We start from the raw sequence: 25,200 nt of genomic DNA, 5'->3' as shown, positions 1-25,200 counted from the left end.
TTCCTCCCTTAACAACATAAACAAAAACCCCCGCTTCATAAGAAGAGGGGGGCTCTCTTCTTATCTTTCAGAGCTTTTTATGCTCTGCTGGATTTAGCACCGTGTATAAACCGGTTGCCGGGCTTCAAAGGGCCAGTCCCTCCGCCACTCTAGATAAGAATGTTTATGTGATTGTTTTAATTGATAGAATATTTAAATAATACATTACATGATGTCCCTTTTGAAGTCAATGCTTTTTAAATGATTTTTGCAAAATCTTCCTGTGCTTTTGTTAGGTAAAAAAGGGACTCCAGTAATAATGCGATTCGTAAAGAAGTATTTACTTTCATTTCCCCTTTTTGTTCAAGCACCCGTAATCGGCTTGTTCCTTCAATTAATTGTTTCATTGCAGCTTCACTTCCGCTAATCTCGTAGGCGCTCTGTTGCTCCATTGGGTTTTGAAGAATAAATACTGCACCGTTTTTTATCACTAACTGCACTACTTCCTGCTCGCAACGTAGATTTACATGTACCTCCGCTTGGTGGATTAGAGGATAGACATGCCCCTGCTGCTGCATTTTTACCAGGAATTTTTGGATAGCTTCGATCATTTTTACCACTCCGGTCTACACGCGTATACCTTAACTATTCCGCAAAGTTTATGGGAAACCCTTTTATAATTGCTCGACAATATTTGAGATGATAGGCAAAATTTCCTGAGAAATATGTCGGATTTAAGCACTATTAGAAAAAAGGCCACCAAAAATAAAGGTAGCCTTAATCACAACTGATTTTGTTTAACTTTTTATGGTACCATCCAATTCAACAGACTACTATTTTGCAGGAATGTCAAAATTCCGATTAAAACAACCAACACAATACTATGTTTAAATGTAAAGCGGAACAAGTCGGATTCTTTTCCAGCAAGCCCCACTGCTGCACAGGCTACAGCAATAGATTGTGGAGAAATCATTTTTCCGGTTACCCCGCCTGAAGAGTTTGCAGCGATTGCTAAAATCGGATCCATACCAAGGGACTGCGCAGTAATCTTTTGCATGTTCCCGAACAATAAGTTTGATGAAGTATCAGAACCTGTGATAAACACACCCAACCATCCGAGTACTGGAGAGAAGAAGGAAAATAGCACATCTGTTTTTGCAAGCGTCATTCCGAGTGTCGTACTCATCCCTGATGCGTTTGTAACATAGGCAAACCCGACCACTGAACCGATTGTAATGATTGGGTACTTCAGTTCATTAAGCGTTTCCCCGAAGGTTGCGACCCATTCCTTCCATGAAATTTTAACGATAAACTTCGTTACCGCAGCTGCAAGTAGAACCGATGTACCGGCTGCGCCTAAGATTTCAAGTTTATAAATAGCAGGAACTGGAACTCCAGCAGAGTTAATGACTTTATTACTTAATAAGGGTACTTCAGGTAACAATGTTAACGCGTGACCTAAAGAGTTGACGGCTTTTAAAATAACGTTTGATCCTTCATAATGTCCTGTCAAAGCAAGCTTGATTGTTGGAATCCCCCAAATTGTAATAAACGCGGTTAATACAAGAAATGGTGACCAGGCTTTAAAAATTTGGCCGCCAGTATATTTTACCTGCTGATTATTAGGTGCTTTTGCGGTAAGGGCAGCAGCCATTTCTTGTTCCGCTGAAAATCGGAAAATAGTTTTCGGTTTCCAAAATTTCAAGAAGATCGTTAAGGTAAATAATGAAACCAGTGCAGATAAAATATCTGGAAGTTCTGGACCAAGGAAGTTAGAGCTTAAGTATTGAGTCACCGCGAAAGAAATACCTGTAATCAAAATTGCCGGCATAATTTCTATTGCTTTCTTGAATCCAGCCATGATTACAACTAAATAAAACGGTATAAATAATGATAAAAATGGTAATTGACGGCCAACCATTTTGGAAATTTCTATTGCCGAAATTCCAGTAGGACCTTCAACCGCAATGATTGGAGTACCGATTGCACCAAATGCAACAGGCGCAGTATTGGCAATTAAACAGAGCCCAGCAGCATAAAGAGGATTAAATCCAAGACCAACAAGAAGCGCTGCCGAAATCGCAACCGGAGCGCCAAAACCCGCTGCCCCCTCAAGGAAGGCCCCGAATGAGAACGCTACCAAAAGTGCTTGAAGACGTCTGTCCTCTGTGAGTGAAACGACAGAATTACGGATTATATCGAATTGACCTGTCTTTACGGTTAATTTGTAAAGGAAAACCGATGTAATAATGATCCAGCCAATTGGCAATATGCCATAAACAGCACCCTGTGTTGCAGACATGACTGCCATTTGAGCTGGCATCTTAAAAGCTACGACTGCTAGTACTAAAGCAATTAGCAATGTCGTTAATCCAGCCAAATAGCCCTTCATACGTTTAACGGCTAAGGCCCAGAAAAAATATAAAATTGGTATAAGTGCTACCAAAGCGGACAAGGCCAAACTGTCCTGAACCGCTGTAAAATTTTGTGTGAATGTCATAGTTAATCCCCCATAATAGAAATATTATGTTTCTACGGAACAGTCGATGTTCCCTCTTACAGAAACATTGATTTAATGTTTCTGATAGAACAGATAAATAGGCACTATGATGACTGATAAATATGTAAGTTAATAAAAATGATTACTTTAAAAAGCATGGTAACCTCTTATTAATTTATAATCTGAAACCTTACCCCCTCTCCGTTTCTCATTAAGAAACAACGTTTGAAATTGTTGCAGAGGACGAAACATTGTTATATAACAATAATTATTTTTGTTGTATAACACCGCTTTATCTTACACTTAATTATACAAATTTTCGTCTGAATTTCAATAATTTTCCGAAAATTATGTGTATAAAAATAAAAAAACATTTGCCCAATATATCTATACTGGACAAATGTTTTTTCCCCTTAACTGATTCTACTTTCAAAACCAAGTCTTGCTGATATTTGTTTACCGATGTGCAGCATTCGTGACTGAAGAAGTTTCATTCGTTCATCCGTCATTCTCATCGTCGGTCCAGAGATACTGGCTGCTGCAATAACTTTGCCTAAATGGTCAAAGATGGGAACGGCAATGCAAGTGATTCCATATTCATTTTCTTCTAGATCTAAAGCGTAACCATTCCGCTTCACATCCGCCAATTCCCGTATAAAATCCTCTTTATTGGTGATTGTTTTCTCTGTGTGCAAAGCCATTCCTTTACGTTCAAGAATATCCATTACAACACTAGTAGGAAGAAAGGCAAGGATCGCTTTCCCAACTGAGGTACAATGCATTGGAGCCCGTTTGCCTACTTTAGAATGCATCCGTAACGTTTCATTTCCTTCTAACTTTTCTATATAAACCACTTCTCCCTGATCATAAACAACAAGATGGATGACTTCATTGGTTTCATTTTCCAATTGTTGTAGAAAAGGCTTTGCCTCTGCCCTTAGATCAATGGATTCTAGCAGCTTTGAACTGATTTCTAAAAATTTATAACCAAGCTTATAGCGGCCTGTATCCTCATCCTGCTCTACATATCCATACTGGACAAGTGTTGAAAGGATTCGGTAAACAGAGCTTTTATTAATATCTATTTGTTTCGCAATCTCTGTAACACCCAAGCCACCCTTTTTTAAACTAACCAGAGTAATAATGTCCAATGCCCGGCTTACAGATTTAACCATATTCTCTCTTTCCACAATCGTTCACCTCGAAATTGCTGACCATAATAGCTTACATTATAGCATAAATTTTTACCGGGCATGGCAGGGCATTAATAAGTGTTTGCATGCTCTTTTGCAATTACAAATGCATTGCGTAAAGTTCCAATCCCTTTAATTTCGCATTCTATCACATCTCCGGCACCTACAAACTCTGCTCCAACTGGACTGCCTGTCAGGATTACATCCCCCGGCTTAAGAGTCATCACATTTGTAAGATAAGATACCATTCTTCTGATTGGAATAATCATTAGTTCGGTTTCACTATTTTGTTTTTCAATTCCATTGAGTTTAGCTTCAACCTTCACGGCAAATGGATCCAGTTCTGTTTCAATAACAGGGCCTAGCGGTGTGAATGTGTCAAAGGATTTACCGATTGTCCAATGACCGTCCTGATGAAAAAATTGAGGCGCCGTTACGTCGTTTCCAACTGTATACCCAAACACGTAATCAAGCACTTCTGATTCAGGTACATTTTTTGCCTCTTTTCCAATGACAATCGCTAATTCAGATTCAAACTTAACCTTCTCTATACTTTTCGGAATGATTATTTCTTCTTCAGGTCCAATGACAGATGAGGTTGGTTTAAAGAAAAAGACTGGGATTTCCGGAAGCTCAGAAGGAAGGTCTTCAAGCTTGGATACGTAATTTGCTCCAATTCCAATGATTTGGTTTGGCTGTAAAGGAGCAAGTAAAGTCACGTCAGCAGTGGAGAATATCTTGCCTGTGTACTCCCAATCTGCAAAAATATCTCCCTCAATTTCTCTGATTTCGTTCTCTGTAATCACACCTGCATAGATCGACGAACCTTGAGCAAATCTTGTAAATTTCATTATAACACTCCCTCTCAAACAATGTTTTCTAGTTCAATTTGCTTTCTGGCAACTCCTGACTTGATTGCAGCTTCCGCAACTGCAATTGTTACTGCTTCTGCAACTCTATTATCAAATGCATGTGGAATCACATATTCGTAGGAAAGTTCATCAAACGTGATTAGATTAGCTATAGCGTAAACTGCAGCCAACTTCATTTCTTCATTAATTTCAGAAGCATGAACCTTAAGGGCTCCTTTAAAAATGCCAGGGAAAGCAAGTACATTATTTACCTGGTTCGGCAAATCTGATCGTCCTGTACCTACCACCGCAGCTCCAGCTTCAATGGCTTCTTCCGGCATGATTTCGGGTACGGGGTTTGCCATTGCAAAAATGATCGCATCCTGGTTCATTGACATGACCATCTCTTGCGTCACAGCCCCTGCAACAGATACACCGATAAACACGTCAGCTCCTTTAATTACTTCATGTAAAGGCCCCTGAATATTGCCTTTATTCGTCACTTCAGCTATAGAGTCTTTCATGGAATTCATTCCAGTGTGGCGCCCCTTATAGATGGAGCCCTTTGTGTCACACAAAATGATGTCACATACACCCATACTCAATAATAGTTTTGTGATGGCAATCCCTGCAGCACCTGCGCCATTGACTACTACCCTTGTATCCTCAAGGCGTTTGCCAACAACCTTCAGTGCGTTAATTAGTCCTGCTGCTGTGACAATGGCCGTGCCATGCTGATCATCATGAAAAACTGGTATATTCATTTCTTTCTTTAATCTCTCTTCTATAATGAAACAGTTAGGGGCGGAAATGTCCTCAAGATTGATTCCGCCAAATGTTGGTTCGAGCAATTTCACCGTTTGGATGATTTGCTCCGCATCATTAGTATTCAAGCAAATAGGGAAGGCATCAACATCAGCAAAAGCCTTAAATAATGCTGCTTTTCCTTCCATAACGGGCATGGCTGCACCTGGACCAATGTTTCCGAGTCCCAAAACAGCTGATCCATCGGATACGACCGCTACAAGATTTCCTTTAATGGTATAGTCATAGACTTTTTCAGGACTCTGATAGATTTCTTTACAAGGCTCTGCTACCCCCGGTGAATAGGCTAAACTTAAATCATGTGCATTTTCCACCGGAACCTTTACATTAACATTTATTTTCCCCTGTGACCGCTTGTGAAGTTCCAGCGACATATCCCGCAGGTTTCGCATAGCCTCAACGCCTCCATTCATTTTTCAAATAAGATGACTATTGTGAAACTGGTGGTTTTTCGGCTTGATGCATTCTCTTCATTTCACCAATATTTAAAACGTATGGGTATAACCAGAGGCTGACTCAAAAGCAAAGGGGTCAGCCACATGATCATACCAATTTTCGAATTATTATTGTTTTACCGCAAATTTAGCCTTTGCTTCAATACGTCTACGGTGAAGGATTGGTTCAGTATAGCCATTTGGTTGATCATAGCCTTCGAAAATTAAATCGCAGGCAGCCTGGAATGCCACCGAGGCGTCATAATTTGGAGCCATAGATCGGTATAAAGAATCTCCTGCATTTTGCTCATCTACTACTTTGGCCATGCGTTGCAACGTTTCGAGAACTTGCTCTTTCGTGCAAATACCATGGTGTAACCAGTTTGCCAGATGCTGGCTAGAAATACGTAATGTTGCACGATCTTCCATGAGTCCCACGTTATTGATATCTAATACTTTTGAACAGCCAACACCCTGATCCACCCCAACGAACAACATAACCTAGAAGAGTTTGGCAATTGTTATCAAGCTCTTCCTGGACCTCCTCAGGAGTCCAGGCAGGATTTTCCGCCACTGGGAATTGTAAAATATCTTCCCGGAAGTCTCCTGTCTGATTGAGCTTTTGATTCTGTACTTCTCTTACATCCACTTCATGGTAGTGTAACGCATGCAATGTGGCAGCTGTTGGAGATGGCACCCATGCTGTATTTGCTCCGGTTTTTACATGACCGATTTTTTGCTTTAGCATTTCTTCCATTAAATCCGGCATTGCCCACATTCCTTTACCGATCTGCGCACGACCTTTAAAACCGCTTGACAGTCCCGCTATAACATTAAACTGTTCATAGCCCTGCAGCCATTTGGATGATTTCATATCATTTTTGCGAATCATCGGACCAGCTTCCATAGAAGAATGAATTTCATCGCCTGTTCTGTCAAGGAACCCGGTATTAATGAAAACAATCCGATCTTTAACTTGTTTAATACATGCCTTCAAGTTCAAAGTGGTTCTCCGTTCCTCATCCATTACACCGATTTTCAAGGTATTCCGTTCTAGTCCAAGCAAATCTTCCACTCGGTCAAAAAGTAGATTTGCAAAAGCAACCTCTTTCGATCCATGCATTTTGGGTTTTACGATATATACAGAGCCCTTCGCTGTGTTTTGATATGGGCCATTTCCTAGAAGGGTATGTTTTGCAGCAAGGCTCGTGATGACTGCATCCAAAATCCCTTCCTGAATTTCTTCACCGCTTTGATCCAAAATCGCGCTATTCGTCATCAAATGTCCTACATTACGGACAAAAAGAAGGGAACGGCCATTCAAAGTTATTTCTTCACCACCAGGTGATACATAACTGCGATCCTGATTGAGCTTGCGTGTCATCGATTTATTACCTTTTGTGAACGTGGCCGATAAGTCTCCTTTCATAAGACCTAGCCAGTTTTGATATACAAGTACTTTATCTTCAGCATCTACCGCAGCTACAGAATCTTCGCAGTCCATAATGGTTGTAATAGCAGCTTCCAGAAGGACATCTTTAACGCCAGCCTCATCAGTTCTGCCAATTGGATGATTGCGGTCGATTTGTATTTCAAAGTGAAGTCCGTTATTTTTTAGCAGTACTGCTGATGGGTCCTCCTGATTTCCCTTATAGCCGACAAACTTTTCTTCATCTTTCAAACCTGTCGACGTACTGTTGCTTAGTGATACGCTTAATTTGCCTTCTGAAATCATGTAGCGAACCGCGTCCTTATGAGAGGCGTCTTTTAATGGAGCAGTTTTGTCTAGAAAATCCCTGGCAAAATCGATTACCTTTGCACCACGTACAGGATTGTACCTACCCTCACGACTCGCACCATCTTCTTCACTGATTGCATCTGTACCGTATAATGCATCATAAAGGCTTCCCCAACGGGCGTTGGCAGCGTTAATCGCGTAACGGGCATTATTTACCGGAACAACTAATTGTGGACCTGCCTGTAAGGTGATTTCATCGTCCACATTGGCAGTAGCAATCTCAAAATCTTCTACTTCAGGTTCAAGATAGCCAAGCTCCGTCAAAAATGACTTATACGCATTGAAGTCAAAGTTTTCATTGTTTTCGCGGTGCCATGTATTAAGTTTGTTTTGAATATCATCACGAGTTGCTAATAGCTCCTTGTTTTTAGGAGTTAAATCGTGGATTAACGCTTCAAAACCAGACCAAAACTGCTCAGGATCCACGCCGCTGCCTGGAAGGGCTTCTGAATTAATAAAATCATAGAGTTTCTGGGCCACTTGAAGTTTGCCTTTTTTTACATAGTTTGTCATGGTACTTTTCCTCCTTAGGTTCTTTTGAAAGCAGTGAGTTCGAGCAAATGTTGTGTAAACTATGTTGTTTGTTATTACGAAACACCGTTTCGTTATTTGTTAAAAAAATAATAGCATGATTATCTAATGTATTTCAATAATAATTTTGGCAAAATTTATTGAAATAAGATTATTGTGAAATGACAGTTTCTTTTTCTTTTAAGTCTCTCTTAATTTCCACACAGCGTCCCGGCATCGGGAATAGCTTTCCTGCATTTAATAGATTATGAGGATTGAAAACTTCACGAATATCCGTTTGTGCGATAATCTCATCATCTGTAAATACAAAGCGCATTTCTTCTCTCTTCTCAATACCCACGCCATGCTCACCGGTAATGGTACCACCTACATCAGCACAAGCTTGCAGACAGGCACTTCCTGCTTCTAAAGCCTTTTCACTTTCCCCAGGGATTCTAGCATCGAAAAGTACTAATGGGTGAAGGTTCCCGTCTCCCGCATGAAAAATATTCGCAATCCGAAGTCCCGATTCTTCGCTAATTTTATTAATTCTACTAAGAACTTCCGGCAGCCTGCTTCGAGGAATAACACCGTCCTGTACTAAATAATCCGGAGAAATTGCCCCCATTGCACCAAATCCTGTTTTCCGGTTTGCCCACCATCTACCTCGTTCTGCCTCATCCTTTGCAGCTCTAACCTCACGCACGTTTCTCTTTTTGCAGACTTCCAGAATTTGATTGATTTGCTCATCTAATCCTTCTGCAATCCCATCTACTTCGATAAGAAGCACTGCCTCAATATCCTTTGGGTGCCCCACTGGGAATGCTGCCGCTTCTACACCCTCAATTGCCGTTTTATCCATCATTTCCAGTGCAGCAGGAACAATTCCCGCTGAAATAATATCAGAAACTGCCTGGCTTCCATCTTCCACTTTATCAAAATAAGCCAATACAGTTTTCTTTGCTTCAGGGTTTTTTAGAATTCGAACGGTGATCTTCGTAACAATCCCCAACGTCCCCTCAGATCCTGTTAACAGACCAAGCAAATCGTAACCCGGTTCATCAGGAATCCCGTTAGCTCCAATCTCAACAATTTCCCCATTTGGCAATACTACCTCAAGGCCAAGGATGTGGTTAGTTGTGACACCATACTTAAGACAGTGAGCACCACCAGCATTTTCTGCAACATTTCCACCGATTGTACAACAATACTGGCTTGATGGGTCGGGAGCATAATAATAACCCTTATCAGCAATTGAATTCGTCAGCTTCAAATTGACAAAACCCGGTTGTACGACAGCGCGTCTATTTTCGAAATCTACACTTAACAACTTTTTCATTCGAACTAGACTAATAATTACCTCTCCATTTAACGGGATAGCCCCTCCGCTTAGTCCTGTTCCTGCACCGCGGGCGAGGAATGGCAATTGATGATTAGAACAATATTTAACTAGCGCTGCCACTTCCTCAGTGTTTTTTGGAAATACAACCGCTTTAGGCAAATGCTTATGTAATGTGAAGCCATCACAATCATAAGCTATTAAATCTTCCTTATGGTAAACGATGGAGCGGGCATCCCCTACAATGTTTGCAAGATTCATAATATGTCGATCGTTTGATTTGATTCCCTTGACTGCCATTATAGTTCCCCCTTACCGTCCTCTTTTTTATAAGCCCAATCCAGCAGCTGAATCGTATGCACTATTTTTTGATTTCGTCCATACTTTTGTACTCCCATGGCCATTTGAAGCATACACCCAGGGTTACCCATGGAGATCATTTCTACATCTTCAGGGACATTTTGCATTTTGCTCTCTAGCACAGCAGACGCCATTTCTGGATTGGTAATATTGTAAATTCCTGCACTGCCACAGCAACGGTCTGAATTTGGCATATGAACCATTTCCACTCCAGGAATATTGAGCAAGAGATCGCGAGGTTCTTGACGTATTCCCTGTCCGTGTGCCAAATGGCATGCATCATGATACGTGATTCGAGTTTTTATTTCCGCCTTAGGTTTTTCGTAGCCGGTATCATGAAGATATTTTGAAATGTCCTCAACTTTTGCCGAGAACTCTTTTGCTTTTTCATGCCACTCTGGATCGTCACGGAACAATTCTGCATACTCCTTAAGTGCGCATCCACAGCCAGCTGCGTTAACAATAACCTTATTGGAATCTTTAAAAGCTTCGATATTTTGTTTTGCCAGCTTTCTTCCTGTTTCACGGTCACCTGCATGAACATGCAGCGCTCCGCAGCAGGTTTGGTTCTTCGGAATAGTTACGTCATTACCATTACGGGTTAATACATTAATCGTTGCTTCATTAATATCACTAAACATAACATCCATGACGCAGCCTGTTAAAAATGATACCTCATTCTTTGTTTCACCTTTGGCTTTAATAACCTTTTCATTTTTGTACTTTTTACGAACCGGCTCCTTGACCTCGGGCATAATTGCTTCCATTTCCACTAAATGCTGTGGCATGATATTAATCAGCTTTGATTTTCGGACTACCTTCTGCATGCCGCTCTTTTGATAGAAACGCAGCAGGCTTCCTAGTGAGTTCAGCCGGTTTTGATGCGGGAACAGCCCTTGCAGGAACACTTTGCTTACAGTTCCTTTCAAGCCTGTTAATGGCATTGCCTGTCGAACCTGGCCACGGGCTTCTTCGATCAGTCCGCCTACTTCAACATCCGCAGGACAAGCAGTTGTGCAGGCACGACAATCTAGACAAGTAAAAACAGGATCCATAAACTGCTCGTTGACAGTGAGTTTACCTTCCGCTACTGATTTAATTAGATGAACGCGTCCACGGGGGGAATGCTGTTCCTGCCCTGTAATCTCATAGGTCGGGCATGATTCTAAGCACATACCGCAATGGACACAATCTGCCCATTTGTTTTCATCGGGATGGTCTTTCGCGAGATAATTACTCAAACCCGTGGTACATACTGGATCTTTTGTTAAATCCGTTTCTTTTAGACTCATGATTAAATCTCCCCTACAAATCTTTTAGGATTAAGAATTTTATTTGGGTCTACCTTCGATTTGATTCCTTCTAATAGGAAGAAATGCGCAGGCCTTTCACCCCAAACATTTACTTCCTGTCGTAAAGTAAACGGTAAATGCTTGACTACTGCGTATCCACCTAATCTTGTTACGGAAGCTCTTATTTGCAGGATGGCTGAAACAACATCGTCTTTTGCACCTTTTAAGTTTACTTGGCATAAACCGTGGCCTAGACCGCCATGTGCATCAACATCTAAATTATGAGTATCACTAAGGAGATGACTTTCTTTTATCACGTTTGTGACGTCCATATTTATGACGCCAATTTTTAAAGAAGCCTGAGTTACACTGCTGCTGTTTGTCGAGGAAGTAGAAGTAATGGTGTAAAATTGGTTCCAAAACGATTGTGCTTCTTGCTGTGCAAGAATTTTCAAATCTGTCTGGGCAGGCTGCATGCTTTGAATCAAATTCTCTTGATATCGTACAGATGTTTCAACATCTTCTAGTCCAATAGCTAAAGTAAAACAGCTTTTCCCTGTCAATTTTTCCGAAAGTGCTGGGCTTAACAGTTCAAGAGTTACAGGCTCGATTGTAGAATCGAGGAGCTTTATGGCAAGCGCCCGAATCTCTTCCATATTTCCTTGAGGAAAAAATAATAAATGTAAACTTTCATATTTAGGGAGTGGACGAAGCTTTACCGTTACTTCAGATAACACACCCAACGTACCCATTGATCCTATAAACAATTTGTTCATATCATAACCGGCCACGTTTTTTACTACTTTTCCGCCGGCCCGTAGTACTTTACCGTCTGGGTATACAACTCTTAGACCGATTACAACGTCTCTTGAAGACCCATAGCCCAGCCTCTTGGGCCCGCTTTCATTAGATGCAATGATTCCACCAATGGTAGCTGACTCCGGCAGGTAGGGGTCTAGTGAGATTTTTTGTTTGTGCTGTGCCAAATACTCTTGTAACTCCTTAAAGGTTGTTCCAGCTTTCACTGTTAACGTCATGTCACCCACAACGTGTTCCACAATCCCTTTATAATTAGATAAGGAAAGTAAAATATCGGTTGACTCTGTCAAACCACCAAACCCTCTTTTTGTTCCACTGCCTTCGATACATACCTTTTTACGAGTATCATTAGCATATTTAAGTACTGCAGCTATTTCTTCCTCTGTTTTGGGATAAACCTTCACACACCCACTATTCCCCAGCGGGTGATTTTCTCCTTCTACGACTTGATCTTCAGATATAATGGCCTTTAACTCTGTTAAAAGTTCTGCCGTAATCAATACCAGCACCTCCTGTTTCGTAATAAGCAACACCGTTTCTACTTTCTTGCAAAAAAATACATTTTCATCTAACTACTAGATGATTGTTCAAAAACATGACTTTTTAAAAGCTCCTTTTCAACAAAATTCAAATGTTCCATCATCTTCTGTTTCGCTTTCTGGCACATCCCTAACTTAATTGATTGATAGATTCCTGCATGCTGTTTTTCAATCATGTGAGCGATGTCTGGATTTTTCTCGATATAGTTGTGAAAGTCGATCATGGCATTCTTCATTGTCGTCGAGATGAATTTCAGAAGTTGGATGATAATTTCATTTCCTGCAGCCCGAGCAATTGCTGTATGTAAGAGATAATCTGCCTCCCAACCCTTAGTAGCTTGGTTTGAGAGAATTTTTTCCATGAGATTTAAATCCACCTCAGTACGATTGTTCGCTGCCATCTCAGTAATACCAGGCTCTAAAAGCTTCCTAACTTGAAAAAGTTCGCTGATATCCCTAGGGCGTGGAAGCAACAGTTGATTGTTAAATAATCTGGTTGAATCAAATTCAAGAATATAAGTTCCTTCCCCCTGCTTTACATCGACAACACCTTTACCTTTTAAGGTCGTTATGGCATCGCGTACAGCAGAACGGCCGACACCGAACATCTCACAAAGTTCCCGGACTGAAGGAAGCTTTTCTCCCGCCTGGAACGTTCCAGATTTAATCAACTCCTCCATTTGCTCTACAACCGAATCGGATACTTTCTTTGTCGTGATTTTTTTTACCTGCATACACATCTCCCCCCTTCCTTTCAGATATCACATATCTGACAAGTAAACCTTTACATTTATTAAAACACGCTTAACGTTGAAATTCAATAAATTTTCTGAATTAAATATTAGTTGTGAAAATTAAAATAAATCAACACTTCATTTAGTTTGATAATTGTTCATATTTAACTCAGCCACAACAATACCCTACAAGGTATAATAAGGAAAACTATCAAAGGAAAGGGGGTACCCCTTATTTTTTAGAGGGGTATTAAAATGAAGATATTTTTATCATTATCATCAGTCATCTTACTAATATTCCTATCTGCTTGTGGAATCAGTACCGAAGGATATAGGAATGTATCATCGGAGGAAGCCAAGAAATTAATAGACAACAAAAAAGTAGTAGTCTTAGATGTTCGAACGCCTGAAGAGTATCAAGAAGGTCATATCCCAAATTCGAAGCTGGTACCACTACAAGAATTAGAAAGTAGTTTGAATGAATTGGAAAAAGAAAAACCATATTTAGTGGTTTGTCGAAGTGGGAATCGATCGGCTCAAGCCAGTGAAATATTGACAAGTAATCGTTTTTCTAAAATTTACAATATGACTGGCGGAATGAATACCTGGGGATATGATATTGAAAAAGAATAAGTAATTAGACAAAATTCTTAATAGGTATATAAAAGAGCCTGTCACGCAAATGGATAAAAGAATGCCTTCGAACCCAATATTTAGTAGGAATCGAAGGCTTTTTTTGTTGTTCTCTTAATTTTGAGCCTCTTTCTTAACAACAACCCCACATTGCTCTTCCAGAGGCACGATCACTGCCGACATGTCTAAATCGTTAAGACCGTGCTTTGCTGCATTGCTAAAAGCCTGCTCTGCCATTTGACCTGTAAATTGTTTAATACCTGCCTTATGTAAAAGCTGATTTGCCAATCGGACATCTTTATGGACATATTTCACTGCACCGCCCGGTTGAAATTGGCGGTCAAACACATATTGTTCCATATGCCTCCGCAAAATACGACTGTCCCCATAGCTGACTTTTAAAATATTGTATAGCTGTTCAGAATCAAGACCAAATGTAGCTCCAGTTACCATTACTTCTGAAGCAGCAAGTGAATGGACAGCTACGAGATATTGATTTAGGAGTTTGGCAATGCTTCCAGATCCGGACGGACCGAGATATTCAATCGTTTCTCCTAAAACGCTCAGTAAAGGTAAAACTTTTTCAAAGGCCTGCTTCTCGCCACCAACCATTATTGTTAACGTCCCATTCTCTGCTCCTTCAGGCCCTCCGCTTACTGGAGAATCGAGATAAAATATTCCTTTTTCACATGCTTGCACGGAGATTGTTTTGCTTGTATCTGCTCCCACTGATGTTAGGTCTATACAAATTGTACCGGGACGTGCATGTTCGATAATTCCAGAGTTTCCTAGATAAACTTCCAATACATCCTCAGGCATAGATAAACATGTACAAATGATGTCACAATCAAGTGAAATCGATGAAATGGATTCTACATACATCGCTCCATGCTCTTCAAGTGCTTTTACTTTCGCCTTGGTACGGTTATATACATGCACTTGATATCCATGATCAAGCAGCCTTTTTACCATCCTGGAACCCATAACACCCGTTCCAATAAATCCGATTTTCATTCTATTTCTCTCCTTTACTTATCCACGATAGCCACTCGAAACTTTCTTCGCTTTTTCCGTGGGGAGTATATTCAAGCCCAATGAAACCCTCGTATGTATCATTTAAATAGTGTATAACCTTTTGATAGTCCATTTCCCCGGTACCTGGTTGGTGCCGTCCTGGAACATCCGCTATTTGCACATGACCAACGATGTCAGCATACTGTTTATAGATTGAAAGCGAGTTACCATGTACTCTTTCAATATGGTAAAAATCAAATTGAAGCTTCACATTCGGTAAATCCACTTCTTTTAGTATCTGTTCTGCCTCGCGAATATCATTCAAAAAATAACCAGGCATATCGTATTGGTTAATTGGTTCTATTAAAATCGTCAGGCCGTGCTTTGCCATTTCCGTTCCCGCATAATGAAGGTTATCTTTATAAGTCTCCCTTGCTTTATCAGTATTCACTTCGGAAACGATACCTGCCATACAATGAATCTTAGAAACTTTCAATGCTGTAGCATACTTTATTCCTTCATGTACCGATCTTCTAAATTCGTTAACTCTAGTAGGATCCGCAGCTATCCCTCGATCTCCCTTTTCCCAATTCCCCGGAGGCAAATTCAATAACACCATTGCTAATTGATGCTGTTCAAGTTCTTGTTGGATATCTATTATTGAAGATATATATGGAAATTGGCATTCAACATACGAAAATCCAAAATCCCGTGCTTTCTTAAATCGCTCCAAAAAAGGAACTTCAGTAAAAATCGTTGAAAGATTCACAGTATATTTGTTCATCAATACCCTCCAGCAAATATATTTAAGTAAATTTTACTGTAAAAATTCTTCAAAAACCTCTTTTTCTCTTCTGAATATGCTAGAACACACTATATAAAAAAGGAGCCGGTCCAAAAATTAGACTAACTCCTCTTTATGCTATTTCTATCTTTTGTTATAAATCTTCAATAATAATATAGGTTGCCTTAACAGGGCCGTGAACACCCACGACCAGGTTCAATTCAATGTCTGCCGAGTTGCTTGGACCAGTTATGAAATTAACGCACGAAGCAACTTGTTTCCCAGCCAAGTGCATTTCACGCATTTTTCTTGCTGCTTGGGTCATGCGGGGTACAATGCTGCTTTTAGGAATAAGCGCGATATATGTGGCAGGGAGGAAAGAAACAGACCTTCCTTTATCCTTATCGCTAAACAGTACCACGGTGCCTGATTCAGCAAGGGTAATTTCGCTGATTGTGATTCCAACGTTTGCCTTTTCAGCCTGACGGATATTCTCATCGCCCTTCGAGTGATCCCACTCATAAAACTCAATATTTTGTTCTGGCCATTCCTCTTTCATTAAAGGATTAAGACCCCAATCAGAAAAACGTTGATCCTTCCAGGCAATCACGGGGCCACCGCCATAGTTGGAAACTGTTTCATTCAGTTTTTTGGAAAGCTCTTTTTTATTCGTAAGGACAAGGCTCGTGTGGATTTTCAGGCAGTGGGTTTTTAGTACCTCAACAAGTTCATCAGGTGACGCACCCTTTAGCACCTGCTCCTGAGGTTGAAATTTCCATTCTGGCCGTTTTACTTCATTTGACCGGGAGCGCCCAAGGCGGTTGGCGATTTTGTCTAAAAACACTTCACGGTTTTGAATGCTTCCTGCCATTACTCATTGCCTCCTTTATCCCTGTTTTTAAACCAGTCTCTGAATCTTTCTTTATTTGGAGCTGGAAATTCCCTGATATCTGTCCAGGCTTTTAATGGCCCCGGCCCTTTTGAAATTTTGTCGCCGACAGTGAATGGGTTCATAGCAGTAGGCGCAATTTTTGATCCAATTTTATATAGAGCAGGGGAAGCAGCTCCTAAGCCAAATGCTTTCATCGCAAGCTTTTCGGAAATTGGCGCCTTTCCTTCTTGTTCCACAATGACCTGACGGTGTTTATGGAGCAGTTCATGCAGCGGAATTTTTACCGGGCAAACCTCGGTACATGCTCCGCACAATGTAGAGGCATACGGAAGCTCCTTGTATTCATCATAGCCTCCCAACAGCGGTGAGAGCACTGCCCCAATCGGGCCGGAGTAGATTGACCCATACGAATGGCCCCCGATATGACGGTATACTGGGCAAACATTGATGCATGCGGCACAGCGGATACACTGGAGAACGGACTGAAATTCGCCTCCAAGAATGTCCGATCGCCCATTATCTACAATAACAAGGTGAAATTCCTCTGGACCGTCTGTGTCAAACTCTTCCCTGGGACCAGTTAAAACAGTAATATAGCTTGTTAATTTTTGCCCAACCGCACTTCTTGTAAGCAGGCTGACGAGAACTTCCATTTCCTCGAAGGTCGGAACCAGCCTTTCCATTCCCATTACGGTAATCTGTGTTTTCGGAAGAGCAGTGACTAAGTCGGCATTTCCTTCATTAGTGACAAGGCTGAAGGAACCCGTTTCCGCAACGGCAAAGTTACAGCCAGTGATACCAACATCAGCGGATAAAAACTTTTCCCGTAGTGTCTGGCGAGCATGCCAAGCCAATTCCTCTGGCTTAGAAGTTTTATCGTATCCTAGCTTTTCCGTGAACACATCACGAATTTGTTCCTTGTTTTTATGCAGTGCAGGTACAACAATATGAGACGGAGGCTCATGATCATCTACCTGAAGAATGTATTCGCCTAGGTCAGTTTCAATTACCTCGCAGCCAGTTTGTTCAAGTGCTGCATTGAGTGAAATTTCCTCTGTCACCATTGATTTGGATTTTACCACTTTTTTTGCATTCTTTTTGGCAATGACGCCTTTGATATAATCGTTTGCTTCTTCAGCTGTTTGGGCAAAAAATACATGTCCGCCACGTTTGGCAACATTCTCGCTCAATTGGTGGAGATAATAATCTAGATTTCCAAGCACATGCTGCCTGATTTCTTCCCCATGGGACCGCCATTCTTCCCAGTTCCCCATTTCTTCAGTCACATCAAGACGACGGGAACCCATGCGTTCCTGTGCCCCGGCAACAGCACCGCGCATGAAAGAATCATTGATTCCTTTTCCCACGCGTTCTTTAAACTCATCTTTTCCGATTTTCATAGCCATCGGATCATCCCTCCATTCTTATGGAATCTAGAAGCCTTGTTGCAAAGCAATCGTGGATTTCCCCATACATATCGGGATTTACCGGCTGTTCAATATTTCGGCGATATGCATGACTTTAATTGGTTTACCTTTTCTTTCAATTCGTCCACCGATATTCATCAAGCAGCCTGCGTCTGCACCAATCAAGTAACCAGCTTCCGTTTCTTCTACATGCATGACTTTTTCATCGACCATTTGCTCTGAAATCTGGGCCATTTTCACAGAAAATGTTCCCCCAAAGCCGCAGCACTGCTCTTTTCCTGGTAGCTCTGTAAACTTAAGACCTTTTACATTTTCCAAAAGAATCATCGGTGCTTTTCTGACTCCAAGCAGCCTTGTCATGTGACAGGAGGTATGATAAGTCACATTGCCTTCAAACGTGGCACCGACGTCCTCAATTTTTAATACATCTACAATAAATTGTGTAAGCTCATACGTTTTCACGGCAAGTGCACTTGCCCTTGGCTCCCATACAGGGTCCCCTTTAAAAACATGCGGATATTCATGGAACATGAAGGCACACGAACCCGAAGGTGATACAATATACTCGGCATGTTCAAAGGTTTCGATCATCCTCTTCATTGCTTCCTTTGATTCTTTAACATAGCCGCTGTTATATGCTGGCTGCCCACAGCAGACCTGGGATTCTGGAAAATCAATTTCACATCCGAGCCTTTCTAACAGCTCCACAGTTGCTTTTCCTACATCACTCTGAAACATGTCTACAAGGCATGTTGCAAAAAGAGTCACTTTCATTCTAATCTCTCCCTGAAACGTTCTATCTTGCCATTTACTGCACTTTCAACTTAACTGGTCATCAGATGACCTGAAATGCGAAGGCGCGATTAATAATTATAATACTATATATTTATTTATTTTTGGAAGGGTTTTCAGAAATTTACAAAAAAAACTGACCTCCATCATTGACGAAGGTGCAGTCGTTATTCAGACTTTACTTTTGTTTTTGCCAAAAAATTATGGAGGACACGCTCAACATTTTCAATGTGCTCAAGCATCAGTGATCTTGCTAATTCTTTATCCTGTTCCTTTATTGCCTGATATATAGAAGCATGCTCTTCATAGAGCCTGTAAGTGGTAGTTTGCTTAGAATAGAGCCATAGTCGTCGGGTTTCTTTCATTGTTTCTCCCATAAGACCTGAAACGTGATTCATCAGGCTGGTCAATAGGGGATTTTGTGATCCCTCCGCAATGGCCAAATGGAAAGCTAAATCGGCTTTTTCCCCGAGTTCTTCATCGCCATTGACAAGTTTCATGTCTTCCAGAGCTACCTCCATTGCTTTAAGCTGGGAGTCGGTTCTTTTCTGTGCAGCCGCAAAAACGGTTCCAAGTTCAAGAATTTTTCGAACCTCCAGCAGATGGGCAATGTCTTCCTTGTTCATTAGTATGGCCGTTGAAAGTGGAAAAGTTATTTGTTCTGTCTCAAATTCCCTGACATATGTTCCTTCCCCCTGTCTGATTTCGATTAACCCCATTGCTCTTAAGGCTGTCAACGCTTCGCGGATGGCTGAACGGCCGACGTTGAAATTCTCAGCGAGCTGTGTAACCGAATCGAGCTTATCACCTGGTTGCAGCTGTCCAGACCTGATTAATTCATATATTGTTTCGGCGACTTCTTCATATATTTTTTTCGGCTTAATCTTTTTATATTTCAATATGTTTGCCCCCATGTCTCCATTTACGTAAATCCCACTCCAATTATACAGCTTTTCGGGAGGACCGTCTTTATTATTAATTCCCAAAAAAATGATTTTATAGGAATTACTATGAAAACCCACTTTAATATTTGGAATTTTCACCAAAGTAAATAAATATATTGTCAAGTTAATAAATATCCCCTATACTTTTCTATAGCAGTTAATCACCTAGTCATCAGATGACCATACGTCAAAATGAAAGCGATTACTATCAGCAAAGGAGGACCTTACCGTAATATTTTTACACTCAGTTTTTACATTATTAAGGGGGGTATATTATATTGTTTACTCAAAATTTTACAGCTGTAGGAGATAATCTTGCTCTGTCAGCCATTGTTGCACTAATTCCTATTTTATATTTTTTCTGGGCTTTGGCGGTCAAAAGAATGAAGGGGCATGTTGCGGGACTTTCAACACTTGCAGTTGCATTGCTGGTTGCTGTTATAGCCTTTAAAATGCCTGCCGGAATGGCTGTAATGTCTGCGACACAGGGAGCTGTTTACGGTATCCTGCCAATCGGCTGGATTATCATTACTTCTGTATTTTTGTACAAGTTGACTGTTAAAACGGGACAATTTGATATTATTAGAAACTCTGTACTGTCTATTACTGAAGATCGCCGTTTGCAGGCACTTTTGGTAGCGTTCTCTTTTGGTGCGTTTTTGGAAGGTGCCGCTGGTTTCGGAGCCCCGGTAGCTATCTCTGCCGCACTACTGGTTGGACTTGGCTTTAATCCTTTATATGCTGCAGGCCTATGCCTAATCGCCAACACTGCACCTGTTGCTTTCGGGGCGATCGGTATACCAATTATTGCTGTAGAAGGTCCGACAGGGGTACCGGCAATGGAAATCTCCAAAATGGTCGGCCGTCAGCTTCCGTTCTTGTCTGTATTTATCCCCTTCTATTTAGTTGTCATTATGGCAGGATTTAAAAGAGCAATGGAAATTATGCCCGCAATACTCGTCTCAGGAATTTCCTTTGCATTGACTCAATATATAACTTCCAATTTCATGGGACCTGAACTTCCGGATATTCTTTCCTCCCTTGTATCCTTGTTCGCTTTGGCCATCTTCTTGAAGTTTTGGAAGCCTAAGACCATTTTCCGCTTTGCAGCAGAGCAGGAACTTGCAGCAACAGCAGCTGTTAAACACCCGGTTGGAAACTTTCAGAAGACGAATACGGCGGGACAAATTTTCAAGGCTTGGTCTCCATTCCTTGTGCTGACTGCAATCATTTCAGTATGGGGAATCCCAACTGTCAAGTTAGCTCTTACTGGGCATTATGAAGGTGCCAATCCATTCCTGAAAGTCATTAATTCTATTGGACACATACTGACATTCATGCCTGAAGTACCATTATTGAATAATAAAATCATCAATACTGCAGGCGATCCAATTGCTGCTGTTTACAAGCTGGAAATTCTCGGAGCAGCCGGAACCGCTATTTTAATAGCTGCTATCATTTCAAAGTTTATTGTTGGCATCTCATGGAAAAACTGGATTCTTACATTCGGTGAAACGCTTAATGAATTAAAGTTTCCCATTCTAACAATTGCTTCTGTTGTTGGTTTTGCCTATATTACAAATGCATCTGGAATGAGCACAACGCTAGGGAATGACTTTGGCTAAAACTGGATCGGTATTGTTCCCATTCTTCTCACCATTCCTTGGCTGGCTCGGAGTGTTTATTACAGGATCAGATACATCTGCCAACCTGCTGTTCGGAAATCTACAAAAAATCACTGCCACTTCTATTGGAATGGACCCTGTACTTGCAATTGCTGCGAACTCATCTGGAGGGGTAACCGGCAAAATGATATCCCCGCAGTCCATTGCGGTTGCGTGTGCAGCAGTTGGACTCGCAGGAAAAGAATCCGATTTGTTCCGCTTTACAATCAAGCACAGCTTATTCCTTGTTGTATTGGTAGGTATTATCACATTCCTGCAAAATAATGTCCTTTCATGGATGATTCCGTAAAAAAGAGTATTACTTTGCAGCCATAAATATACTAGGCTTCTGTCTTTTCACAGACAGAGGCCGTTAATTTTAGAATCCAAGAACGGGGGAGAAAAATGAAAGCCAATACAGTGAAAGAAACTAACACACTATCATTAGAAGTAAAAAACAAGATTATTAGTATCGTAACAGCAGAAAATTTCGACGACACAAAGCCAGGAAGGCTTGTCTATTCCTACGATTCTACTCCAAATTTCCAGGCGCTACCCGATGCTGTAGTAAGTCCGAGGAATACAGCAGAGGTATCTGAAGTGGTCAAAATTTGTAATGAATATAAAATCCCTATTGTTCCGCGCGGTTCCGGCACAAACCTTTGCGGGGGAACCTGCCCAATAATGGGAGGAATCGTCATGCTTTTTAAACACATGAATAAGATCCTTGAAATAGATGAAGAAAATCTAACAGCCACTGTACAGCCAGGGGTGATTGCCTATGAAGTAATTAAAGCCGTAGAAGCCAAGGGGCTCTTCTATCCGCCTGATCCAGGTTCAATGAAAATAGCCACGATTGGCGGAACAATCAATGAAAATTCAGGCGGGCTCCGCGGCCTAAAGTACGGAGTGACTAGGGATTATGTCATTGCCCTTGAAATTGTACTGCCGAATGGCGAAATTATCCGTACTGGAGGAAAGCTGGCTAAGGATGTCGCCGGCTACGACTTTACACGACTGTATGTCGGCTCCGAAGGAACCCTAGGCATTATAACTGAGGCTACGTTAAAGCTTATTCCGATTCCGGAAACGAAAAAAACAATGCTCGCTTTATACCAGGACATGGAGGCTGCTGCAAAATCTGTGTCTAAAATAATTGCCAACAAGATTATTCCGGCGACGCTGGAGTTTCTAGACCAGCCGACATTAAAAGTGGTTGAAGATTATGCGCGGGTAGGCCTGCCGACAAATGTAGAAGCTGTCCTTTTGATTGAACAGGATGGCCCTCCCGAAGTGGTAGAACGCGACATTGCGAAGATGTCTGAAATCTGCAAGCAGGAGAGCGCTGTGTCTGTCCAAATTGCTAAGACTGAACAAGAAGCAGATGCCTTAAGAACCGCTCGCAGGACCGCACTTTCTGCACTTGCACGTTTGAAGCCGACAACCATACTTGAGGATGCTACCGTGCCAAGGTCTGAAATCGCGAAAATGGTGAAAGCAATTAACCAGATTGCCGTGAAATATAATTTGGACATTTGTACGTTCGGCCATGCAGGGGACGGGAATCTTCACCCCACATGTCCTACAGATGCACGTAACCATGAAGAAATGGAACGTGTTGAAAAGGCATTTGCGGAGATATTTGAGAAAGCAATTGAACTTGGCGGCACCATAACAGGAGAACATGGCGTAGGTATTATGAAAGCCCCTTACCTTGAGTTAAAGCTTGGAAAAGCTGGTATTTCAGCGATGAAGTCTGTAAAAGATGCTTTGGACCCCAATAATATCATGAACCCAGGGAAGGTATTCATGGAAGACAGCAGGAAACGAGTGGTGGTAATGAAATGACAACAGTGAAAGAAAAGGAGATAATTCAGCAGCAATTCAAGGAGCGGATGAACGAAGATGAGCTCCTGAATTGCATGAGATGCGGATTTTGCCTCCCAACTTGCCCAACTTATATTGAATCAGGATATAAAGAAACACATTCTCCAAGAGGCCGTATTGCCTTAATGAAAGCAGTGGTAGATGGCCTTATTGAACCGGATGAAGATTTTGAAAGGTCACTTGACCTCTGTCTAGGCTGCCGTGCATGTGAGCCGGTCTGTCCATCTGGCGTAAATTATGGCCACCTTCTAGAGGATGCGCGGGATATTGTCAACCAGAACAAAAAATTCTCGATGCCAGTAAGAGTGGTAAGGAATGCAGTGTTCAAGGGCTTGTTTCCGCACCAAAACAGAATGAGGAATCTAACAGGACTTATTGGTTTTTACCAGCGTTCAGGCCTTCAGACTTTTGCGAGAAATACCGGTATGATGAAGCTGTTGCCGGATTCTCTCGCCACAATGGAGAAGGTTTTGCCTAAAGTACCTACAATGAAAGAAATGAAAAACCGTCCCGAACATTTGGAGCCTATAGGAACAAAAACGAACAGAGTTGCCTTTTTTAGCGGTTGCCTGATGGATACAATGTTCCTAGAAACGAATAATGCAACGATGAGGCTCCTTCAGCTTGCAGGGTGTGAAATTGTGATTCCGAAAGACCAAGCCTGTTGCGGCGCTCTTCATGGACACAGCGGTGAAAAGGAAGATGCGAAAGCACTCGCCAAAAAGAATATTAACGCATTTGAAGACTTAAATGTTGATTACATTATTACAAATGCCGGGGGCTGTGGCGCCTTTTTAATTGATTATGACCATTTGCTGAAGGACGACCCGGTATGGAAAGACCGTGCCTCTGCTTTTAAGAATAAAATTAAAGATATTTCTGAAATTCTCGTTGCGGTTGGTTTCCATGAAAAAGTTGAGCTTGAGCTCCCACATCAGGTAATAACGTATCAGGATTCCTGCCACCTTCGGAATGTCATGAAAACGGCCTCTGCTCCAAGGCTGCTGCTCCAGTCAATCAAGGGAACAGAATACAGGGAAATGAATGATGCAGACCGTTGCTGCGGATCTGCGGGAATCTACAATATTATTGAATCGGAAATGTCGATGAAGATGCTTGATTATAAAATGGAGCAGACAAAATCCGCTCAGGCTACGACCATTGTTACTGCAAATCCTGGTTGCCTGCTACAGATGAAGCTCGGAATCGAGCGTGAAGGTTTGAGTTCAAAAATGAGAGGCGTCCATATTGTCGATCTCCTTCTTGAAGCAGTAAAAGTATAAGAACAAATGAAGCAGATGCACTACGCATCTGCTTCATTTACATATAATTTGATTTTTTCCAATAAAAACGGGACAGAATGAAAAGCATACAGTGTTTCTGTTATCAAGCCGTCTCTAACAAATATCAGGCAGGGTACACTTTCAATCTCTAGGTCCATTGCCAATTCAGGATAAAAATTTAAGTTCATTTTTCCCATCTCTATTTCTACTAGTTGCTCTATCACCTGCAGCATTTTTGATGCCATTTGGCACGTACCGCAGAGAGGTGTGTAAAAATATACGAGTCCAGTTGACTTCCTTTCAAGGAAGTCAGTGAAATTATTTTGATTCCATTCCTTCATTACTTATTATCCCATTTCTAAAAACTCAGTATGCACATCGATGTTCGCTCCTAAGAGAACAGTCGCCAAATGCTGTACTGGTGCCGTTGCGACCTCGCGATACATCCGATCGATATATAAATGCTCAGCATGTGGAAACTCCCGCTTAAATTGCTTTCGAAGCTTTTCACCTGCTTTATCTGCATCAACAAGAATGTAGACATCCTTATCTTCAAGAAACTCAATTAATTCATCGAGCTTCGAAACACTGATGGTTCCATTCGTACAAATGATTTCAACCGGTTCCTTTACAATACTTTTTACCTTATTTTTATCTGACTTTCCTTCGACAATAAGAACTTTGTCAACATACGAATCATTCATATC

At 41.3% G+C, this 25,200-nt stretch carries 20 protein-coding genes, 2 pseudogenes and 1 riboswitch; of the genes and pseudogenes, 4 read left to right on the top strand and 18 right to left on the bottom strand.

From position 1 onward, the window contains the following. Positions 1-57: 57 nt before the first annotated feature. A riboswitch (SAM riboswitch) is annotated at positions 58-160 on the bottom strand. 76 nt (positions 161-236) lie between these two features. The 10 genes and pseudogenes from QFZ87_RS07145 to QFZ87_RS07100 form a co-directional block, all read right to left on the bottom strand. Beyond that, positions 237-590, bottom strand: coding sequence for an SCP2 sterol-binding domain-containing protein (locus QFZ87_RS07145; RefSeq protein WP_309859596.1), 354 nt, complete (start codon positions 588-590; stop codon positions 237-239). A 194-nt stretch (positions 591-784) separates the two neighbouring features. After that, positions 785-2,479, bottom strand: a complete 1,695-nt coding sequence (locus QFZ87_RS07140) for an L-lactate permease (protein WP_309859594.1) — start codon at positions 2,477-2,479, stop codon at positions 785-787. A 413-nt stretch (positions 2,480-2,892) separates the two neighbouring features. Then, a complete protein-coding gene (locus tag QFZ87_RS07135; protein WP_309859590.1) occupies positions 2,893-3,669 on the bottom strand; it encodes an IclR family transcriptional regulator in 777 nt (258 codons plus the stop codon). A 74-nt stretch (positions 3,670-3,743) separates the two neighbouring features. Next, entirely contained in the window at positions 3,744-4,523 is a 780-nt protein-coding gene (locus QFZ87_RS07130; RefSeq protein WP_309859588.1) for a fumarylacetoacetate hydrolase family protein, read from the bottom strand. 14 nt (positions 4,524-4,537) lie between these two features. Continuing rightward, positions 4,538-5,740: an NAD(P)-dependent malic enzyme gene (locus QFZ87_RS07125; protein WP_309859584.1), complete on the bottom strand. Its 1,203-nt coding sequence runs from the start codon at positions 5,738-5,740 to the stop codon at positions 4,538-4,540. Between the two features lie 171 nt (positions 5,741-5,911). Beyond that, positions 5,912-8,093, bottom strand: a pseudogene (locus QFZ87_RS07120) (malate synthase G). A gap of 169 nt (positions 8,094-8,262) precedes the next feature. Next, a complete protein-coding gene (locus QFZ87_RS07115; protein WP_309859580.1) occupies positions 8,263-9,729 on the bottom strand; it encodes an FAD-linked oxidase C-terminal domain-containing protein in 1,467 nt (488 codons plus the stop codon). After that, positions 9,729-11,081 carry a (Fe-S)-binding protein gene (locus QFZ87_RS07110; RefSeq protein ID WP_309859577.1) on the bottom strand — a complete coding sequence of 451 codons (1,353 nt, stop codon included), beginning with the start codon at positions 11,079-11,081 and terminating at the stop codon, positions 9,729-9,731. Before QFZ87_RS07110 ends, QFZ87_RS07115 begins: the two co-directional genes overlap by 1 nt. Positions 11,082-11,083: 2 nt before the next feature. Continuing rightward, on the bottom strand, positions 11,084-12,400 hold the full coding sequence (locus QFZ87_RS07105; RefSeq protein WP_309859575.1) for an FAD-binding oxidoreductase: 1,317 nt from the start codon (positions 12,398-12,400) through the stop codon (positions 11,084-11,086). A gap of 68 nt (positions 12,401-12,468) precedes the next feature. Beyond that, positions 12,469-13,173 (bottom strand): FadR/GntR family transcriptional regulator, encoded by a 705-nt coding sequence (locus QFZ87_RS07100; protein ID WP_309859572.1) that lies wholly within the window; start codon positions 13,171-13,173, stop codon positions 12,469-12,471. 255 nt (positions 13,174-13,428) lie between these two features. On the opposite strand from QFZ87_RS07100, the gene QFZ87_RS07095 reads away from it, so the two are divergent. Beyond that, entirely contained in the window at positions 13,429-13,806 is a 378-nt protein-coding gene (locus QFZ87_RS07095) for a rhodanese-like domain-containing protein (protein ID WP_309859569.1), read from the top strand. A gap of 114 nt (positions 13,807-13,920) precedes the next feature. Here the strand turns inward: QFZ87_RS07095 and QFZ87_RS07090 are convergent, their stop codons facing one another. The 6 genes from QFZ87_RS07090 to QFZ87_RS07065 form a co-directional block, all read right to left on the bottom strand. Next, positions 13,921-14,820 (bottom strand): NAD(P)-dependent oxidoreductase, encoded by a 900-nt coding sequence (locus QFZ87_RS07090; protein ID WP_309859567.1) that lies wholly within the window; start codon positions 14,818-14,820, stop codon positions 13,921-13,923. A gap of 1 nt (position 14,821) precedes the next feature. After that, positions 14,822-15,604, bottom strand: coding sequence for a hydroxypyruvate isomerase family protein (locus tag QFZ87_RS07085; protein ID WP_309859564.1), 783 nt, complete (start codon positions 15,602-15,604; stop codon positions 14,822-14,824). A gap of 154 nt (positions 15,605-15,758) precedes the next feature. Beyond that, a complete protein-coding gene (locus QFZ87_RS07080) occupies positions 15,759-16,475 on the bottom strand; it encodes a LutC/YkgG family protein (protein WP_309859561.1) in 717 nt (238 codons plus the stop codon). After that, the gene (locus tag QFZ87_RS07075) at positions 16,475-17,902 is read right to left on the bottom strand and encodes a LutB/LldF family L-lactate oxidation iron-sulfur protein (RefSeq protein ID WP_309859559.1); all 1,428 of its coding nucleotides are present in this window, start codon (positions 17,900-17,902) and stop codon (positions 16,475-16,477) included. Before QFZ87_RS07075 ends, QFZ87_RS07080 begins: the two co-directional genes overlap by 1 nt. Positions 17,903-17,980: 78 nt before the next feature. Further along, positions 17,981-18,697 carry a (Fe-S)-binding protein gene (locus QFZ87_RS07070; RefSeq protein WP_309859557.1) on the bottom strand — a complete coding sequence of 239 codons (717 nt, stop codon included), beginning with the start codon at positions 18,695-18,697 and terminating at the stop codon, positions 17,981-17,983. Between the two features lie 185 nt (positions 18,698-18,882). Further along, the gene (locus QFZ87_RS07065; RefSeq protein WP_309859554.1) at positions 18,883-19,614 is read right to left on the bottom strand and encodes a FadR/GntR family transcriptional regulator; all 732 of its coding nucleotides are present in this window, start codon (positions 19,612-19,614) and stop codon (positions 18,883-18,885) included. A gap of 323 nt (positions 19,615-19,937) precedes the next feature. Here QFZ87_RS07065 and QFZ87_RS07060 point away from each other — a divergent pair. From QFZ87_RS07060 to QFZ87_RS07050, 3 genes and pseudogenes are all read left to right on the top strand, one after another. Further along, positions 19,938-21,633, top strand: a pseudogene (locus QFZ87_RS07060) (L-lactate permease). 95 nt (positions 21,634-21,728) lie between these two features. Next, a complete protein-coding gene (gene glcD / locus QFZ87_RS07055) occupies positions 21,729-23,171 on the top strand; it encodes a glycolate oxidase subunit GlcD (RefSeq protein WP_309859552.1) in 1,443 nt (480 codons plus the stop codon). Further along, positions 23,168-24,493, top strand: coding sequence for a (Fe-S)-binding protein (locus QFZ87_RS07050; RefSeq protein WP_309859550.1), 1,326 nt, complete (start codon positions 23,168-23,170; stop codon positions 24,491-24,493). Before glcD ends, QFZ87_RS07050 begins: the two co-directional genes overlap by 4 nt. 20 nt (positions 24,494-24,513) lie before the next feature. Here QFZ87_RS07050 and QFZ87_RS07045 read toward each other — a convergent pair whose 3' ends face one another. Next, entirely contained in the window at positions 24,514-24,834 is a 321-nt protein-coding gene (locus tag QFZ87_RS07045; protein ID WP_309859547.1) for a thioredoxin family protein, read from the bottom strand. 6 nt (positions 24,835-24,840) lie between these two features. Beyond that, a complete protein-coding gene (locus QFZ87_RS07040; protein WP_309859544.1) occupies positions 24,841-25,197 on the bottom strand; it encodes a toprim domain-containing protein in 357 nt (118 codons plus the stop codon). Positions 25,198-25,200: the final 3 nt, after the last annotated feature.

The sequence above is a fragment of the Bacillus sp. SLBN-46 genome (assembly GCF_031453555.1).
Classification (GTDB): domain Bacteria; phylum Bacillota; class Bacilli; order Bacillales; family Cytobacillaceae; genus Neobacillus.
The sequence above is the reverse complement of the archived record's forward strand: the minus strand, read 5'-3'. Positions and strand labels throughout refer to the sequence as shown.